15 protein-coding genes are annotated in these 14,800 nt (G+C 68.6%); all 15 read left to right on the top strand.

Going from position 1 to position 14,800, the window contains the following annotated elements:
- Positions 1 to 598: hypothetical protein (locus ACGFYH_RS34930; RefSeq protein WP_393807189.1), on the top strand; the 598-nt coding region annotated here is incomplete at its 5' end.
- Positions 595 to 1,296 carry a hypothetical protein gene (locus tag ACGFYH_RS34935; protein WP_393807190.1) on the top strand — a complete coding sequence of 234 codons (702 nt, stop codon included), beginning with the start codon at positions 595 to 597 and terminating at the stop codon, positions 1,294 to 1,296. The genes ACGFYH_RS34930 and ACGFYH_RS34935, both read left to right, overlap by 4 nt.
- Positions 1,297 to 1,409: 113 nt before the next feature.
- Positions 1,410 to 2,159, top strand: coding sequence for a hypothetical protein (locus tag ACGFYH_RS34940; RefSeq protein WP_393807191.1), 750 nt, complete (start codon positions 1,410 to 1,412; stop codon positions 2,157 to 2,159).
- Entirely contained in the window at positions 2,156 to 2,866 is a 711-nt protein-coding gene (locus ACGFYH_RS34945; RefSeq protein WP_393807192.1) for a hypothetical protein, read from the top strand. The genes ACGFYH_RS34940 and ACGFYH_RS34945 overlap by 4 nt, the downstream gene beginning before the upstream one ends.
- A 62-nt stretch (positions 2,867 to 2,928) precedes the next feature.
- Positions 2,929 to 3,453: a hypothetical protein gene (locus tag ACGFYH_RS34950; RefSeq protein WP_393807193.1), complete on the top strand. Its 525-nt coding sequence runs from the start codon at positions 2,929 to 2,931 to the stop codon at positions 3,451 to 3,453.
- Positions 3,453 to 4,502: a hypothetical protein gene (locus ACGFYH_RS34955; protein ID WP_393807194.1), complete on the top strand. Its 1,050-nt coding sequence runs from the start codon at positions 3,453 to 3,455 to the stop codon at positions 4,500 to 4,502. Before ACGFYH_RS34950 ends, ACGFYH_RS34955 begins: the two co-directional genes overlap by 1 nt.
- A gap of 94 nt (positions 4,503 to 4,596) precedes the next feature.
- The gene (gene mobL / locus ACGFYH_RS34960) at positions 4,597 to 6,885 is read left to right on the top strand and encodes a relaxase MobL (protein WP_393807195.1); all 2,289 of its coding nucleotides are present in this window, start codon (positions 4,597 to 4,599) and stop codon (positions 6,883 to 6,885) included.
- 137 nt (positions 6,886 to 7,022) lie between these two features.
- Positions 7,023 to 7,571 (top strand): hypothetical protein, encoded by a 549-nt coding sequence (locus ACGFYH_RS34965; RefSeq protein ID WP_393807196.1) that lies wholly within the window; start codon positions 7,023 to 7,025, stop codon positions 7,569 to 7,571.
- Positions 7,572 to 7,798: 227 nt separating this feature from the next.
- Entirely contained in the window at positions 7,799 to 8,137 is a 339-nt protein-coding gene (locus tag ACGFYH_RS34970; protein WP_393807197.1) for a hypothetical protein, read from the top strand.
- A gap of 158 nt (positions 8,138 to 8,295) precedes the next feature.
- The gene (locus ACGFYH_RS34975) at positions 8,296 to 9,570 is read left to right on the top strand and encodes an MFS transporter (RefSeq protein WP_393807198.1); all 1,275 of its coding nucleotides are present in this window, start codon (positions 8,296 to 8,298) and stop codon (positions 9,568 to 9,570) included.
- Positions 9,571 to 9,590: 20 nt separating this feature from the next.
- Positions 9,591 to 9,980 (top strand): hypothetical protein, encoded by a 390-nt coding sequence (locus ACGFYH_RS34980; RefSeq protein ID WP_393807199.1) that lies wholly within the window; start codon positions 9,591 to 9,593, stop codon positions 9,978 to 9,980.
- A 122-nt stretch (positions 9,981 to 10,102) separates the two neighbouring features.
- On the top strand, positions 10,103 to 11,371 hold the full coding sequence (locus ACGFYH_RS34985) for an ATP-grasp domain-containing protein (protein WP_393807200.1): 1,269 nt from the start codon (positions 10,103 to 10,105) through the stop codon (positions 11,369 to 11,371).
- Positions 11,372 to 11,403: 32 nt separating this feature from the next.
- Positions 11,404 to 12,678, top strand: a complete 1,275-nt coding sequence (locus tag ACGFYH_RS34990; RefSeq protein ID WP_393807201.1) for a hypothetical protein — start codon at positions 11,404 to 11,406, stop codon at positions 12,676 to 12,678.
- A gap of 53 nt (positions 12,679 to 12,731) precedes the next feature.
- Entirely contained in the window at positions 12,732 to 13,562 is an 831-nt protein-coding gene (gene trpA, locus ACGFYH_RS34995; protein ID WP_393807202.1) for a tryptophan synthase subunit alpha, read from the top strand.
- Between the two features lie 44 nt (positions 13,563 to 13,606).
- The gene (locus ACGFYH_RS35000) at positions 13,607 to 14,641 is read left to right on the top strand and encodes a hypothetical protein (protein WP_393807203.1); all 1,035 of its coding nucleotides are present in this window, start codon (positions 13,607 to 13,609) and stop codon (positions 14,639 to 14,641) included.
- Positions 14,642 to 14,800: the final 159 nt, after the last annotated feature.

Consider the following 14,800-nt stretch of genomic DNA (forward strand, 5'->3'; position numbering starts at 1 on the left):
AGCAGGCACCGATCGCCTACGAACAGCAGTCAGCTCCCCTGACATTTGCCGCATAACGAAACGAACAGGTGTCCACTCATCGGGGACAAGACCCAACAACGGGGCTCCGAACAAGGCCGCGCTGGAGATCATCAAGCACCGCCGGGACATGGCACCGCTGTTCAGCAGGGACTCCTTCCTGGTCAGTGACAAGGAGGCGTACAGCACCTCGTCGCTGACGCCGTTCGACGCGACCACCGAGATCGATCCGCGCCACGCCTGGTACATCCGCTACGACGGCCAGAACGCAGCTGCCCCGAGCACGTACGCATGGAAGGTCGAGACGGTGATGCCCGATCTGAGCGTGAAGGACGGCTCGGGCGCGACGAACCAGGCAAAGGTCGTCTGGCTGTGCCGGGACACGAAGAGCGGCGAGGTGCTCGCCTGGGCGAGCGCGCGCTACGTGCGCAACGGCACGGCGGGGGCCTTCGACCACTTGGCGCTCGTGGTGACTGCCGCTGGGGCTCAGTACGAGAACCCCGCGATCAAGATGCCGGCCGGGTCCGGGGTCCCTGAATTCAGCGGCACGGGCACACAGAAGAAGGGCGGGAAGCCATGACGGAGCAGGCGGCAGCACCCACGCGGCGGGGATTCTTCCGGCGCAACCTCTCGGTCCTGGTGACGGCAGCGGTCCTCGCGGTCGTCGCGACGGCTGCCGGTGTGACCTGGAGCAGCCAGCACGCGTCCCTGGCTGAGCAGGAGGCCCAGATCAACGACGTCGAGGAACGTCTGACAGGCATCCGGAAGAAGAACGCCGAGCAGGTGAACGCGGACGTTATGGCGGCCCTGGGTGTCAGCCGGAACCGGCTGAGCGCCGACAGTGAGTGCATCAAGTCGCTGCTCTCGATGGCCTTCACGTGGGACTCCGGACAGAGCTACGAGGCGGCGCGCGAGAGCCTGAAGAGCCGGTTCGGCCTCACCGAGAACGAGACGTTCCTGAAGTCGTTCATGCCTCCGTCGAGGTTCAACGAGGACTCCCAGGGGCGGCGTTACTACTACATCGACACGGTCGGACTGAACTCGGCCCTCGGCGAGGATCCGGACATCGAGGTCGTCGACGTCAAGGCGGGCGTCTACACCTACGCCGCCCTGGCCGACGTCGAGGTCACCTCCGACGCCGTGTCCCAGAACAAGGCGAGCAAAGCCAGTGTCACGGCGCACCGGCGCACGCTGCTCTTCGTCACGGTCGACGCCCAGGGCAAGGCCTCGAATCTCTCCGGCGTTCCGGCGAGTGGCGAGACTCGCTATTCCGGATGACTCACGCCACCTTTCGACTCACCTCATTGATAGAGTTGTCCTGGCATTCGAGCGGTATGGCAAGTTGAGGTCCAATGGCATCGACACAGACCGATGAGTCGGGTGGGGGCGCAGTGCGCAAGACGCGCTTCGTCGCGACGTCCGTGTCCTCGCAGGAGAGCGCGGGCACTCCTGAGCAGACGGAGCCCGCGAGCGGCCTGCGCAAGCGCACCCTCGTGGCCGGCGTGAGCATGGGTGTGGGCGCACTGCTGTGCTTCGTACTCTCCGCGGGGTTCTCCGGCGGTCAGAGCGCGGTGAGCGATCCGGCTGCGCCGGAGATTTCCTCTCTACAGGAGCAGATCAGGATCACCGAGGCGAAGACGGCGGCGCTGCCGAAGGCCGACGACGCCGAGCGTGGTCTGACCGCGGCCCTGACGGCGGCTGATCAGGTCACGAAGCTGCAGAACGACTACCGCTACCTGACGCCCAGCGTGGCGGCAGACGGCGGCACGCTCGACACGGCGACGTCTCAGTCGACGCTGCGCAACCTCATCCCCTACTTCGCCCCCTCGGTGCACCAGGCGGACCTGGGGCCGTGGTACCTGCTCGCCAGTGACAAGGACGTGGCGGCCGGCGTCGGGATCCCGATGAGCTTCAACTCCGGCTTTGAGTGGGTCGTCCAGGTGCCCTACCTGGTCAACGACGACAGCACCATCACGGTGACCTGGCTGGCGATGGAGACCAGGACGGGTGTGGGTGAGAGGCCGGCGGTGCTGGCCTGGGCCCACGCCGATTACGGCCTGGTCCGCAAGGCGTTCGTGAACATCCAGACCGGCACGACGGCCACCGGCGAGGCCTTGAAGCAGGAGGTGAAGGCACCGTGAACGAGGAGATCAAGGACAGGCTGCGCCCGCACGCCGGGAAGATCCTGCTCGGCGGTACCGGGGCGCTGCTCGCGCTCTCGGTGGTCACGCTCGGAGCCAGCCTGCTCAGCGACGGCCCGGCCGCGTCGGACACCCAGGCCGATGCGGTTGTTCACAAGCTCGAAGGCGACCTCGGCGACGCCCAGGCCAAGCTCGCAGCACAGCACACGGCGCTGCTGGCGCAGCTGCCGGGCATGGACGTCGAGCGGGTGAACCGTGACAGGGCGACGGGCCGGTCCCTCCTGCTCAGCCTCACCGACAGCTCGGCGTCGACCCGGACCGTCAAGAAGCAGCAGGTACTGCTCGACGCGCGCTACGGCTTCCTCGACCACAAGTCCCGGGTGCTCACCGAGTTCGTGCCGGACTGGATGACGGCGAGCGGAGCCACGAAGGGCGCTGGGATGACGTACACGCTCGCTGATCTGGACATCGATGTGAGCCGGGTGCAGGGCCTGAACTACTCCTACACGGGGGTGGCCCGACTCGATCCGGTCCGCGTCGGACCGGATCAGAACAGCGCTGCCAAGAGCGAGTTCGTGGTCTTCACCTACGCCACCTCTCAGGACGGCACGGTGACGTCGCTGGACACCTATCGGGCCTCCAGCCAGACCCGCGACGCCCTCGCTGCCGCCAGCGGGGAACAGCCCTCCCCCAAGCCGACCGGGTGAGCGAAGCGCCCACGCTTCAGCACGCACCCCAGAAGACCCCGACGAGACGTAAGGACACGAACATGTCGACCCAGGCCCTGGAGAAGACCGGAACGAACGCCCCGACGAGCACGGCCGCGACGGCGAAGAAGACCACGGCGAAGCCCGTGAAGGAACAGAAGGACTCGAAGCTGCGCACCGGATGGCGGCGTCTGGCCCCGAAGAAGGAGACCGGCAGGTTCTCCGTCGTGGTGTGGGCGGGGTTCTTCCGGGCCATCGTCCTTCTCGCCGACTGCCTGCTGGCGTTCATCACGGCCATGGTCGTCATCCCGCTGCTGGGCGCATGGCTGCACCAGCAGTCGGGCGCATCCCAGGGTGCGCTCAGTGCGGACGGAACCATCGCCATGTGGCTGATGCCGCTCCTCTTCCTGGTCGCGCTGCTCGCCGCGGGCGAGATCGTCGTGATACGCGGCATGTGGCGCTGGGCAACGCGGATGATCGCGAAGATCCGGGACGCCCGGGGCGAGGCGGCCGGGGCCGACGTCACACCGAAGTCCACGACCAGGACCACCAACCAGAGCAAGACCAACCGCACGAGGAGCAAGTGATGCGCACCGCAGGGCTGACGATGAACGACGTATGGGCCCACCGTGTCCTGCGTGAACGGGGAGTGGAGACGTACCGGCTGGAGGGGGTGACCGCCGAGCTTGGCGTCATGGTCGCATCGCTCGACCTCAAGCACCGGGGCAAGGAGGAGAACTACCGCCCGTATCTGCATATGACGGGCGAGCTGCGCTCGATCACCCCGGCCAGGGCCCTGCCGTTCGGCATCTCCCAGGTGACCTACTCCCCCGGCCAGGGCGAGAAGGTAGACGCCTTCTACGAGTTCGACGACCAGCAGCTGGTCGTGCTCGCCAGCAAGGGCTACTTCACGAGCGGCTTCGCCGTGCCCGAGCAGGTCACCGGGATCGAGTGGGAGCTGTCGGCCACGGCGGACATGCTTGTCCTCGCTCCGTCTGGGGCGCAGACCGAAGGTGATGCGCCCGTGGTCTTCACCCAGATCCACGACATCGGGGGCCTGGAGATCGATCTCGAGTCCAGCGGCTACGACCTCGCGGGCTACTTCGCCGACCACTCCAAGGACGGCGTCCCGCGGGCTGAGGCTGTGGTCGATGCGCGCGGGATGAAGGCACGTTCGGACGCGATCAACTCGCTGTTCGCCGAGGACGAGCTGGGCCTGGACACCGAGGTCAAGCCGGTCGTCAGAGCGCCCGTGCCTGAGGCCGCGCCGGTCGCTGACGGCATGAGCGCTCGCCTGCAGCAGATCGAGGCGGAGATCGCCGCCGAACGGGAGCAGTACCAGACCGAGCGCGCGGGCACCGAGGGCACCACGGAGAACCTCTACCGGGAGCGCGTGGCGGCAGCGTTGCAGACGGTCAAGGAGCAGGAGGAGCCGATCGCTCCCCCGGTTCCAGCCCGTGAGGCGCAGCGCGACCTGAACCTGGATCTCGACCCGGAGCTGGAGGAGCAGGAGCAGGAGTCCCGGCGACGTGAGGTCAAGCTCGCTCCGAGTCTGGGCGAGCGCAAGCGCCAGGTGGCCCAGCGTGCGGCCGATCTGGACTTCGGCGAGGACGGCGAGCAGAGCCTGGGGTCTTGAGGACGGATCAGGCATGACGAGCGCGGCCCCGGTTGCTGGCGAGCAGCAGCCGGGGCCGTAGTGCATCGGTACCGAGACAGGAAGGAGAGCGACGATGGGCCTGAAGCAGGACATCATCGTGGTCAACGAGTTCAGTGTGCCGCTGCCCGGCGGCAAGGGATCACGCGGTGCGACGCCGGGCGACTACGTCACCCGGTACATGGCCCGCGAGCAGGCGACCGAGTCGCTGGCTCCGATCCAGCGCCTGCGCACCGACGACTTCATCATGCGCTACATGGCGCGGGAGTCCGCCGTCGAGCGCGCCGGTATCTCGCGGGGCGCGGCGAAGCATGAGATGCACCAGGCCCAGGGTGACGGCGGCGTGGCCTTCGGCTACGGCTCGGTCTCACTCTCCGACGAGCAGCTCAAGGCGGCCGGCAAGGACATCCAGCAGCACTTCGAGAACGGCAAGACCGTGCTCAAGACGGTGCTGTCCTTCGACGAGGAGTACCTGAGGAAGCACAAGATCGTCGACGAGGACTTCCACTGCGCGGCACGCGGCGACTACCGCGGCCACATCGACCAGATGAAGCTGCGCATGGCAATCATGCACGGCCTGGAGCGGATGAGCTCGGGCACCAGCGGCTTCGACGACCTGCGCTACGTCGGGGTCATCCAGGTCGACACCGAGCACGTGCACTGCCACCTGGCAATGGTCGACGGCGGCCGGGGCCAGGTGACGAAGAACGGTACGCAGCGCGGCAAGCTCCTGGACCGGCACAAGTCCAGGCTCCGCCGCGGCGTCGATGCCTGGCTCGATGAGAAGCAGGCGGTGGCTCATCTCTCCAGCGCCGTCGGCTACGAGCGGCGCAACGTCACCACCTTCATCAAGCGGTGGGCGCACGAGCGGATCCGCGCCGAGTCCCTGCCGCAGTTCCTGCTCGCCTGCCTTCCGGCAGACCGAACGTTGTGGCGCGCCGGCTCGCATGACGCCCGCATGCGCAAGGCGAACCAACTGGTGACCGAGCTCGTGAAGGAGCAACTCAATCGTGCCGGGTCCCCGATGCCGGAGGCCATGGAACGCATCGTCGACTACGCCAACGAGCGCCGCGCGAAGGAGTCTCTGAGCACGGAGGAATGGCAGAAGCTGGTCGAGCAGGGACGTACGCAGATCATGGAGCGCGCTGTCAACGGCATCTACCAGATGCTGCGGGCCATGCCGGAGTCGGAGCTGCGGGTGCGCACGCCGATGCTCGAAGTCATGGGGATGGACTACCAGCAGATGGCGGTGCTCGCCGCGGACCGGCAGGGCGAAGACGAGAATGCTGAGGCCGACTTGGTCTCCTTCGGCTTCCGACTGCGCAGCTACGCCTCACGCCTGCAGCATCACCGGGAGAAGGTCGGGGTCTACCGCGACCTCGCGCACCAGTGGGAACAGGCCGAGAAGGCCGGCGTCGCCGCCGAGGACTCGCGCCCGCTCTACGACTTCTACTGCTTCGAGGAGAACTACCACCGGCGGCTGATGAGCAAGTACCGGCACTTCCTGCCCTTCCTCGGGGAAGCCGGCCAGTGGTACGAGCGGCAGCAGGACGTGGCGACCTACGGCCAGCGGCTGCTCTCGCTCATGGCGCTGCGCGCGGATGCCTCCCTGCAGCGGATGAAAGATTGCGAGGAGGCCGAGAACCTGGGCCGGACGATCTACGATCAGCCCGGTGGCCGGCTCCTGACCGAGGGCAAGCGCGGCCGGGCGGTGCTGGACGCGCGCATCCGGACGATGAAGCAGTCCTATGATCAGAAGCTGGACGGCCTGCGGGCTGATCTCGCTTCCTCCGGCCTGGTGCTGCGCGTGGGGTCGAGCGCCGAGGATCAGGCGGGTACGGAGACCGACGCGGTCAGCACGGACTTCAAGATCGTCGCCGGTGCCGCGTATGCCTTCGACGAGGTCAAGGCCCTGGACCTGCACCACCTGGGATACGACTTCGTCACCGACGTCGAGATCGGGCCGCACGCACACCAGACCTTCGTCGAGACGACCAGGGACCGCCGGCGGCTGCTGCTGGCGGCGATGGACTACCTGGACCAGTCCGGGCAGGCCGAGGCAATTCCCGATCTGCCGGTGGACGATGTCGCGGCGATGACACGGGTCTCCCGGGAGCTGACGCCTCAGCAGACGGACGAGGAATCCAGCAGCCTCGTGTTGCGCTCCCGGATCGCGGAGCTGCGCGCCGAGCGCGAGCAGGCCGAGCGGATGCGGCGGTCCAAGGCTTCGTCGCTGGACGCCGGCCTCGTCGTGCGGGTCCAGGCCCAGGTCGATCAGGCTGTGACCACAGCGGGCGCCGGAATGGCATTCGACTCGCAGTCACCTCCCATCTCGACTGACTTTGAGCGCGAACAGAAAGACTAGTTGCCAGCCTTGTCGAATGCTCTATGAGAGTATTAGCGTGAAGAGCGTTCGGCGGGACTCAATACCTTGTCCGGACGATATGACTGATCGCGGCCGACTTGTCAGAGGGCAGTCGGAACAAGCGGAAGGAAGAGATCATGGCACTTCTCAAGGGCAAGGGCGCGATGACCGGAATCAACCTCATCGCGAAGGTCTACAAGAACGGCGTCACCAAGGACGGCAAGTCCCAGTACGCCGACGTCCAGGTCGACGCTCGAGATCCGCGCGGTCCGGAGCAGACGAACCTGCATCTGAAGTCCGATCGGGTTCAGGGTGAGGACGGCAAGGTCCGCTACAGCAACGGCGCTCCGTACTCCACCGGCCAGATGGAGGAGATCGTCAAGGCCGCGGGTCCGAACACCGAGCCGATCCTGAACAAGGACGGCAACGAGGTCGGCACCATCTACGGCTTCAAGGGCAACGTGATGCCCGCGACGCGCGGCACTGGCCTGGTGGTCAACACCAAGTCCGTCGAGGCCTCCGAGTTCAAGGTCGACGACAAGACGCTGGACAACCAGTTCGCGTCCATGCGCGCCGCCAGCCAGGCACGGGCGGCGGCCAAAGAGTCGCAGGCTCAGGCCCCGGCGCCCGAGGCAAAGCAGGAGCAGGCAGCCGAAGTCGAGGTCGACGAGCCGGCGGTCGGCTGAGACCGAGACCGAGTCAATCCTGATTCACAAGGCGTCTGGTCGTCATTGGGGCGAACTCGCCCTCATCGCAAACGGAATGCTCACTGTCGGTCTCGCTGCCGTGGGTGCTTCGACGTACTCGCGGCGCCGCTCCCGTCAGGGCGATCAGCCGGCTTCGCACGGTTGATCCACAGATCCCCAGCGGCCCCCGCACCTCGACGAACACTTCCAACCGAAGGGTTCTTCTCATGCGATCCGCCATCCGCAATGCCGTCATGACGACGGCTGCCTCTGCTCTCCTGTTCGGCGGTGTTGCCGCCGTGGCCTCGCCCGCGTCCGCGGTCGGGCCCAGCGCGTGCACCCGCAACGACCGCAACCACTCCGTGTGGGGCCCCAACCTGGAGTGGCCCAACATCCGTACCGGCCCCGGCGTGGCCTACAAATCCAAGGGCCGCCTCGGCTCCGCCGGCGAGTTCTGGGTGGAGTGCTCCGCCAAGAACCGCTACGGCAACCGGTGGTACTACGGCGAATCCCTCTCCAGCGGCTCGTACGGCATGAAGGGCTGGGTCGCCGCCAGCTGGTTCTAGCACCATCGCGCGTTTCCTCCATGCCGCGAACTCTCCGGCCTGTGGGGCGCCGTCGCCCCCTGACGGCGCCCCACCCTTACCCATTTTCAGGCCACTGCGCTTGTCCGAACCTCCGGCAATCGCTCAGGTCGCCGCCTTCCGTGCCTTCTGGAGCACCCGTGCCCACCACAGACCTGCCTGCTGCAAGACCAACCGCCCAGGAGCCTGCCCCTACTCCTGCCACGCAGCCCGGACGGGTTTTCGTCGTCTGGGTCCTGGTAATCGGAGCCACCCTTGTCCGCGCGGCCGGCTTCGCATATCCATTTCTCTCCTACCGCTTGAGCGAGCTCGCTCTCTCGACCAACGGCATCAGCACGATCCTCGCGGCCTTCGGCGTTGGCTGGCTCGTCGGCCAGATCGTTCTGGGACGACTGGCGGACATCGTGGGCCGGCGGGCCGCTCTCGTGGGCTCCATGCTGCTCGCGGTGGTCACGCTGCCCCTGCTGGGCGGGCTGTCCCACCCCATCGCCGTCGCCTTGGCCGCGGTCGTGGTCGGTGCCGTCTACGACGCACCGCGGCCCGTCATCACCGCCGTGGTGGCAGACACCGTCTCCGACGATGCGGCCCGTGCCTCCATCAACGGCTGGAGGCACTTCGGAATCAACGTCGGCGCCGCCACCACGGGAGCCGCCGGCGGCCTGCTGTCGGACACCACCGGCCTGACCGCGCTGTACTGGATCAACGCTGTTGCCTGCGCCGCTTTTGCGCTGATCGCTCTGGCCTGCATGCCGCAGGACCGCCCCACGCACCGTGGTGCGGCATCCGTCGGCGGCCGTGCCGCCTACCGCACGGCCGTGACGGATGCCCGGCTGTGGCTGCTGTGGCTGGTCAGTCTCGGCGCGCTCATCCCCGTGGCCGGCCTCTTCTCCATCCTGCCCCTGCTGATGGACGACGCCGGACTGCCCGCATCGGCCTACGGCTGGACGCAGGTAGCCAGTGCCTGCACGGTGCTCGTCCTGTCCGTTCCCCTCAACCGGTGGCTGGCCCGCAGAGCCTCACGCGGAGCGTCCATGGTCCCGCTCCTGGCCATGAGCTCCCTGGTCCTGGGAGCCGGTCTCGGCTCCGCGGGCCTCGCCGACTCGACACCGCAGTACGTCATCGCCGCGTGCATTGGCATTCCCGGCGAGATCGTGGTCTTCGTCGCCGCAACCGCGCTCCTCGACCAGGTCACCCCGCCGCAGGCCCGGGGGCTCTACGCGGGGATCTGGGGCTCCACGCTGGCGGCCGCCGTGATCTGCGCCCCCGCCCTCGCAGGCTGGTCCCTCGCCCAGGGCGGCCCCCAGCTCGTCGCGGTCACCACCACCTTGTGCGGCTTCATCGGCGCCGCGGCCTGTCTACCGCTCGCCGTCCTGATGCGCCACCCGTGCCCCCACCAAGCCTTGCCCGTCAAGTAATCAGCACCCGAGAGGTCCTCATGCGCACCACCCGCGTCTTCACCCACCTGCTGCCCACCGCCGCCCTCGGCGCAGTCGCCGCGCTGGCCCTGAGCACAACCCCGGCAGCCGCCAACAGCGGCTGGTGGTACTCCAGCCTCAACAAGAGCAAGGGCTACTTCACCTCGTACGGGGACAAGACCACCGCCTGCGACATCAACACCGACGGCTACAAGGCCCTCGTCCAGATCCTGACCATCAACGACAGCCTGTTCTACCGCGTCGTCGACAACTACAACGACGGCAAGTGCACCTCCAAGGACGCCAGCTACTTCAACCTCCAGGAAGGCGCGACCTACCAGATCGAGGTGTGCGTGGTGAAGAACGGCGGCCGCCCCCTGGACTGCCGCGCTCACCGGTTCACGGCCTGACCATGCCGGCCGCCTTCCCTTCGTTCGGGCCCCCCTTCATCGCCTGGGGGGTCCGGCGGCCGACCCCGGCCCCCCGCAGCGTCACCTCCTCACGAGCAACCGCCCACTCCATGGAGACCTCCGTGCCTGCACCCTTCCTGCTCCTGCTCGGGGCGGGCGGCCACGACGGCGCCCCCTACCGGGAGTTCGTCCTCGCCCGGATCGCGACCGCGCACCGCGTCGTCCTGGTCGATGCCTCGGCGCCCGACTGGGCGCGCCCCTACCTGGCCGCTCACATCGAGGCCGACCTGACCGACGTCCACCACACATCGGCCGCCGTGACGGCCTTCGCCGCAGACCATGACGTCTCCGGGGTCATGACGTACATGGAGCACCACGTCGTCACCAGCGCCGTGCTCGCGCAGCAACTGGGGCTGCAAGCGGGCAGTCCGGAGTCCATGGCCGCGTGCCGGGACAAGGTCGTGACCCGGCGGCTGCTCGACCGCGACCACGTTCCCTCGGCCCGCGCCCTGGAGGCCGGTGACGCCGCCGAGGCCGTGGCCCATGCCGAAGCGATCGGCTTCCCGGTCGTGGTCAAGCCGCGCTCGATGGCCGGGAGCGCGGGCGTCGTCCGCGCCAACATCGTCTCCGAAGTCCTCGACGCCTTCGAGCGGGCCAGCCACGAGACCGTGCTGGGCCTGGATCAGTACGGGCCGGCGGGCGTCCTGGTGGAGGAATTTCTCGACGGCTCGGAGATCAGCGTCGAGACCGCGGTCCTCGCATCCGGCGAGGCCCGCATCCTGGCCGTCACCCGCAAACTCCCTGCGCCGGCCGGTACCACGCAGGAGTACGGGCACGTCGTTGCCGCAGAGGATTCTCTGCTGGCCGACGACGCGCTGGCCCGTGTCATCCAAGGCGCCGTGCGCGCACTGGGGCTAACCTGCGCCGTGCTGTGCATCGAGGTGATGCTCACTCGATCGGGGCCGCGCATCGTCGAAGTCAACGCGCGGCTTGGCGGGGACCTGCTGCCCCTGCTGGTGCACCACGCCCTCGGAATCGACCTCGCCCAGGTCGCTGCCGCACTCGCCACCGGGACACCTCCGCAGCTGGAGCCCGTCAGGAGGGCCGCCGCCGGAATTCGCTTCGCCTACCCCGAGACGACCGGCGTCCTGGAACACATCGCCTTCCCCCGCGGCATCGGCGCCCTGCCGTTCGTCGAACGCGCGGTCATCAGCCATACGCCGGGCGGCCAGGTGTCCGCTCCGCCGCACGCCACGCTCTCCGACCGCCTCGCGCACTGGGTCGTGACCGCCGAGTCGGCGGCCACCTGCCGAGACCTCCTCGACGAGGTGGCTGGCCACCTGGACATCACGATCACCAGCGCCGCGCACACCACCGGCTGCACGCGCTGACACCCCGCCACTTCCCCCCGGAGCTCCGCCCCATGGCCATATCGTCCGCCGCGCTCGTGCTCGCGCGGCCGCGCGCCGCCACCCGTACCGCCGCGGTGGTAGCCCCACTTCCCGGCTGCCCGTACGCCGGAGCCCTCGCCCGCCGGGGCGTACGGCCCATCGCCGTCACCCTGGCACCGCGAATCCGCCCGCTGGGCCTGCACGGCGACACCGATAGCCCGTACCCAGAATCCGTGGAGCACCGCGGGTCAACACGGCTCACGGTCAAAGCCCTGCGAGCGCTGGGTGTCACCGCCGTTCTGCCCGGCAGCGCCGTCGGCGTCGAGCTGGCCGAGCGCATTGCCTGGCACCTCGGCCTGCGGGCCGGGGACCCCGCCTCCTCAGCACTGCGCTACGACCGCGGCGCCCAGTGCTCGGCCCTCGAACGGGCAGGCGTCCCAGCCGCCCGCGCAGCCCGCGTCACCAGCCTCGGCCAGGCCCTCAAGTGGGCCGACGCCGAGAATCTGGACGGCTACGTACTGGCGCCCGCGACGGCCGGGCCCCCGGCCTCAGCCGTGGCCTGCACCACCGATCTGGACATCGCCGCCGCCTGGCCCGCCATGCGGCGAGCGGCAGCCCGGTACTCCGGCAGCACACACCTGGTCCTCGCCGAACGGCTCTCACCTCGCGAGTACACGATCAACAGCGTGACCGGCCCCGGGCCCGACGGACTCCCGGAGCACTGCATCACCGACGTCTGGGGCGAGTCCCGCAGCGCGGACGGAGCGCTGGACCGGACCGACCTGCTGGACCGCCGCCAACTGCTCACCCGCGCCCTGTCGATGTACGTACTGCGGGTCCTGGATGCTCTCGGAGTGGTCTGCGGCCCGGCGACGTGCCGTGTCGCCTACAGCGAGGGACGTGGGCCCCTGCTGCTCTCGGCCCTTGCGGCGCCGCCCTCCGCGTCCCTCGCCGACGAGGCCGTGCGCACGGCCACCGGAGAGGACCGCGTCGCGCGGGCACTGGAGGCCTGGCTGCCGGCACCCGTCCCGCCCCCGGTTCCGGCGCCCGCCTTCCGCCAGGTCGTCCGTGTCCACCTCCGCGCACGCGGAGAAGACCGCGTGAACCCCTGGCTGGGACGGATCGTGCGTCAGCTGCCCACCGTGAGAGCGGTCAGCGACGTCCTGCGGGCAGACAGCCCACTCCCCCCCACCGCCGAGCGTTCAGAGATCGTGCTCAGCAGCAGGGACCCCGAGGCCGTCGAGACGGACTACCGCGTCATCAGAGCACTGGAACGCGAAGGCCTCTACCAAGCGGCCCGTTCGTGACACGGCGCCGCCCCTGCTGCCCGCCCTTCCATCCGCCGCCCGAGAGGCCGCCCATGCTCACCTCCACCCCACCATCCTGGCCCGCCTACAAGCTCGACCAGGTCCTGAAGCAGAGCAGGCTCCAGCACCGCGCCGCCCTCGGTCTCTACCTCCCCGTCGGCTACCCCAGCCGCTCCGCGAACCTGGACGCCCTGCACGCCATGGCGCAGCACAGCGACGTGCTGGAACTCGGCGTGCCCACCGAGGACGCTCATCTCGACGGCGCGACCATCCAGCACGCGGCCGCCCAGGCGCTGGACGGCGGCTTCCGCATGCCCGATCTCTTCACCACTACAGCCGACCTCGCCTCGTCACCGGTCGCGCTGGTGGCCATGACGTACTGGGCCCCGGTAGAGGCCTACGGGCCCCGGCTCTTCGCCGAACGGTTCGCCGCCGCCGGCGGAGCGGGAGTCCTCATCCCCGACCTGCCCGACCGCGCGGCCACCGACTGGCAGCACGCCACCGAAGCGGCGGGCCTGCACTGCATCCCCCTCATCCCGGCCCATGCCTCAGCAGCCCGCCTCCACGCGATCGGCCGCAGCAGCAGCGGAATGGCCTACGCCCCCGCCACCCCCGGCCTGACCGGATCGGCCGGCCCCCTCAGCCCCTACCTGCCCCGCCTCGTCCGCCGTCTGCGCGAGGCCACCCGACTGCCCGTGGCCGTCGGAATCGGCATCAGCACCCCGGCCCTTGCCGCGGAGGCCTCCGCCTATGCCGACGCCGTGGTGGTGGGCTCCGCCGTCATCCGCCGCATACAGGCCGACGCCGGAAGCCCCGCCGCCGCGGCGGCAGCCGCCCGCGACTTCGCCGCAGGCGTACGCGGCGCCCCCAGACCAGCGGCCTGACCGACAGACGGTCCCTGCCCATCACCGTTCCAGGAGGAACACCCATGTCCCGATCGACCAGCCACCCCCCGCGACGCCTGCACCGCCACACGGTCCTGGCCATCAGCGTGACCAGCGCCCTAGCCCTCACCGCCTGCACAGCGGACACGGACGGCCGTGCCACCGACGCGTCCGCCTCCACGCCCAGTGCCAGCGCCACCCCGCGCGGGCTCCTGACGAAGAAGGAGGCCGCGGCGGCGCTCGACGCGTACGAAAGGGACAACAACAAAGCCAACGCCACGCAGGACGCACGGCTCCTGGGCACCGTGGAAGCAGGTCAGGTCTATGAGGCGTCCAAGGCCGACTACAAGCAGTGGGACACCATGTCCAAGAAGGACCAGAAGTTCTACGAGTCCCCCTTCTACTACCGGGACCGCGAATACCTCATCCCGGCCGCCAGTAGCGGCGCCACCTGGTTCGCCGTCAAGGCACGCCCCAGCTCAGATTCCAAAGCATCGAGCGCACTGGTGATCCTCGACAAGGTCGGCGGCTCCTACAAGGTGATGACCACGGTCTACTCAGAAGAACCGCTACCGAAGATCGCTGTCGACAAGCACGGCTACGTCCTCCCCGCTGATCCCGCGCAGAAGGTAGAGACGCTCGCTCCAGACCAGATCAGCGAGACTTACGAGGACTTCTTCGAGACCGGCGGCAAGACGGCCAGCAAGATCTTTGCTTCCACCGATTCTTCGAAGGAGTCCACCAAGGTCCACACGGACGGCGTCGACAAGGAGCTCCAGGGCTACGCCACCGAGCGGTTCTTCGCCAAGAAGCCGACGCACCCGACGGTGTACGCGCTGAAGCTCGAAAACGGCGGTGTTCTCGCGCTCTTCCCGACCGCGCACACCTCCGAGATGATGCTCAAGCCGCAGTACATGAGTGGCTTCGACATCACCCCCGGCCCCAAAGAAGCGGTGTACGACGCCCGGAAGCGCGACATCATCACGGACAAATTCGAAGGCGAAGGCATCGTGGTCCTGCATCCGAAGGCCAAGCCGCGGGTGACCGGAATCGAGTACGCGCTGGTCGACTCCCGATGACGACCCCACCCCCAGCGGCCCACACCGGAAGACGGCAGGGTGACTGACGGCCTGTCCGCCCGTACAGCGGTGGGCGCCCAGACGCACACGGCGGCCCCCCCCCGGTCCAACCCCCCTGGCCCGGAGTTAACCGGGGCAGAGGCTTCCCGCCAGTGACCA

It is taken from the genome of Streptomyces sp. NPDC048392 (assembly GCF_043200575.1).
In the GTDB taxonomy this organism is placed as follows: Bacteria; Actinomycetota; Actinomycetes; order Streptomycetales; family Streptomycetaceae; genus Streptomyces.

Bases quoted from the DNA above. Each gene is read 5' to 3' on its own strand.
- ACGFYH_RS34935 (WP_393807190.1), top strand. From the start codon at position 595: ATGACGGAGCAGGCGGCAGCACCCACGCGGCGGGGATTCTTCCGGCGC.
- ACGFYH_RS34950 (WP_393807193.1), top strand. From the start codon at position 2,929: ATGTCGACCCAGGCCCTGGAGAAGACCGGAACGAACGCCCCGACGAGC.
- ACGFYH_RS34955 (WP_393807194.1), top strand. From the start codon at position 3,453: ATGCGCACCGCAGGGCTGACGATGAACGACGTATGGGCCCACCGTGTC.
- mobL (WP_393807195.1), top strand. From the start codon at position 4,597: ATGGGCCTGAAGCAGGACATCATCGTGGTCAACGAGTTCAGTGTGCCG.
- ACGFYH_RS34965 (WP_393807196.1), top strand. From the start codon at position 7,023: ATGGCACTTCTCAAGGGCAAGGGCGCGATGACCGGAATCAACCTCATC.
- ACGFYH_RS34970 (WP_393807197.1), top strand. From the start codon at position 7,799: ATGCGATCCGCCATCCGCAATGCCGTCATGACGACGGCTGCCTCTGCT.
- ACGFYH_RS34980 (WP_393807199.1), top strand. From the start codon at position 9,591: ATGCGCACCACCCGCGTCTTCACCCACCTGCTGCCCACCGCCGCCCTC.
- ACGFYH_RS34990 (WP_393807201.1), top strand. From the start codon at position 11,404: ATGGCCATATCGTCCGCCGCGCTCGTGCTCGCGCGGCCGCGCGCCGCC.
- trpA (WP_393807202.1), top strand. From the start codon at position 12,732: ATGCTCACCTCCACCCCACCATCCTGGCCCGCCTACAAGCTCGACCAG.
- ACGFYH_RS35000 (WP_393807203.1), top strand. From the start codon at position 13,607: ATGTCCCGATCGACCAGCCACCCCCCGCGACGCCTGCACCGCCACACG.